The sequence below is a fragment of the bacterium genome, from assembly GCA_040756715.1.
Classification (GTDB): domain Bacteria; phylum UBA9089; class UBA9088; order UBA9088; family UBA9088; genus JBFLYE01.
Map to the genome: position 1 here is coordinate 1 of JBFLYE010000075.1, position 2,053 is coordinate 2,053.

Below are 2,053 nucleotides of genomic sequence, written 5' to 3' on the forward strand. Positions count from 1 at the left end.
ATGCCTGCTATATCCCATTCAAGCTTTCCAAGGATTCAAATGTTTCTCTAGAAATCTATAACATCTTAGGACAAAGGGTAAGGACAATAGAGCTAGGACAAAAACCCAAAGGCTCATATACCCAAAAACAAAGGGCAATTCCCTTTGACCTAAAGAACGACTTAGACCAACCCCTCTCCTCTGGCCTTTACTTCTACAAGCTAAAGGCAGACAATTTCTCTGCTATAAAATCAATGGTGGTGAAATAACCTTTACAAACCCTGCTTTTTAAGCTAAAATTAGGTTTGTGAAAAGAAAAACCAAAAAAGCAAAGGGCAAAAAGGGTTTTTGGATAATTATTCTGTGTAATGCCTTACTAATTCTTGGCTTTTTTCTTTATAAAAGCCTCTCTTTTTCTATCTGGAAGCCCTTTTTTCTTATCTTTTTAGTAAGCAGCTTTGTCTTTCTTAATGCCCAATTGCTTAATTTAAACAAAGATATTCCAAAGATTGCAACTTGGCTTATTCTTCTTTTTTTAACCTTTCTTTATATTGCCATTTATTCCTATCTTTCTGTTATCCAATACAATGGTTTCTTTACCGGGCATCATGATTTAGCGATATTTGATGAGGCGATATGGAATACAATTAAGGGAAGAATTCTTAATACCTCTGTAACATTGGGCTATAACTTCCTTGGCGAGCATTTCTCACTCATCCTCCTTATCCTTGCCCCATTTTATCTTATCTGGCAAGACCCAAAGATGCTTCTTGTGTTACAAAGCCTATTCCTTGGATTAGGAGCAATCCCTGTATTTCTCATTGCCAAGGATAAATTAAAGCATAATCTCTTAAGTTTATCCTTCTCCTTTGCCTATCTCTTTCATCCATTTATCTCAAGGGTAAATCTCTTTGAATTCCATGAGATATGCCTTGCTCCCTTCTTCCTCCTTTTTACCTTCTATTTCCTACAAAGAAGAATTTGGCTTCTTTACTTTATCTTCCTCTTTCTCTCTTTAATGATAAAAGAAGATCTCTCTTTAATCATAATAGCCTTAGGCATCTATTCCTTCTTTAAAATAAACAAAAAGATTGGCATTATTACATTTATCATTGGAATCCTCTGGGCATATACCTCTGTATCTATTCTAATGCCTTATATCAAAAAAAGAAACAGCAATAACAGAAATAGATTCAACCTATAAGCACTTTGGAAGATTAAACCTTGGAGAAAGCCCATCGGAAATATTAAAAAACCTCATTTTAAAACCACAAAATACCCTAAAGATGCTTTTTTCTCCCTTTAATGAAAAGATTGCTACCATTATCCTGCTTGTTCTTCCTTGTGGCTTTCTTTCTATATTAAGCTTTGAGATACTTATTGCCCTTCCTGAGATAGCCCTTCATTTTATGGCCGGATGGAATGCCCAATACCTTCTTTGTTTTCACTACTCTAGCCCAATTCCCCCTTTTGCTATAATCTCAGGGATTTATGGGGCTTTATTATTGTTAAAAAGGCTTAAACCCATACCATTAGCTATGTTGATCTTAACCGCCTCTTTTCTTTCAAACTTTTACTTTTCTTTTAAATGCTTTGAAGCAAATTCTCAAAACCCAATTGTTTATACCTCATCTTCCAATAGCCACAAAAGCCTTCTTTCCATTCCCAAAAAAGATATTTTACAGAAATATTATCAAATAAAAAGGGAAAGGGCTTTATTTGAAACCATAAAGGCTATAGTTCCAAAGAATCTTCCTGTATCTATCCAGGATAATATCCTTTCCCATTTTTCAGCAAGAAGAAATCCTGTTTATTCATTCCCTGATTATAAAGAGGGAGAATATGTTGTCTTAAATACCTATGGTAAAGATTGGGTAGCGCCCTGGACAAATCCAGAAGAATGCAGAAAGGCAGTAAATGAGCTTTTAAAAGATAATAGATTTCAGTTATTCTTTAAAGAAGATAAATCTGGCGAAGCAATCCTTCTTTTTGCAAAAAAAGAAAGAAAGAATGAGATAATCAAAAATGCAAAAAGGCTGGTAAAAGAAGACCCAAAATCAACCTATGCCCACTT

Annotated in this window: 3 protein-coding genes; all 3 read left to right on the forward strand. The window is 34.5% G+C overall.

Features of this window, described 5'->3' with window-relative positions; genetic code table 11:
• Window positions 1-248 (forward strand): T9SS type A sorting domain-containing protein (locus tag AB1397_03115; GenBank protein MEW6481983.1); only part of this gene is annotated, 248 nt, incomplete at its 5' end.
• A gap of 38 nt (window positions 249-286) precedes the next feature.
• Window positions 287-1,183, forward strand: a complete 897-nt coding sequence (locus AB1397_03120) for a DUF2079 domain-containing protein (GenBank protein ID MEW6481984.1) — start codon at window positions 287-289, stop codon at window positions 1,181-1,183.
• Window positions 1,184-1,238: 55 nt separating this feature from the next.
• On the forward strand, window positions 1,239-2,053 hold an 815-nt coding region (locus AB1397_03125; GenBank protein ID MEW6481985.1), incomplete at its 3' end, for a DUF2079 domain-containing protein.